The 335-nt window shown below is 54.6% G+C and carries 1 rRNA gene; it reads right to left on the reverse strand.

The window, feature by feature from the left end:
• Nucleotides 1-335 (reverse strand): 23S ribosomal RNA (locus HPT30_RS00565); the annotation flags it as partial.

The following is a 335-nucleotide window of genomic DNA, read 5'->3' on the forward strand; positions in this document are numbered from 1 at the left end:
GCCTACCTGTGTCGGTTTGCGGTACGGGCACCTTCTCCTGACTAGAGGCTTTTCTTGGCAGTGTGAGATCATGACCTTCGCTACTATAATTTTCGCTCCCCATCACAGCCCAGCCTTAACGATGTGCGGATTTGCCTACACACCAGCCTCACTGCTTAGACGGACATCCATCAGTCCGCGTCACTACCCTCCTGCGTCACCCCATCGCTCATAACGGATTACGGTGGTACAGTAATTTCAAACTGTTGTCCTTCGACTACGCCTTTCGGCCTCGCCTTAGGTCCCGACTTACCCTGAGCGGACGAGCCTTCCTCAGGAAACCTTGGGCTTTCGGC

It is taken from the genome of Paenibacillus agri, assembly GCF_013359945.1.
Lineage (GTDB): Bacteria > Bacillota > Bacilli > Paenibacillales > Paenibacillaceae > Paenibacillus_AQ > Paenibacillus_AQ agri.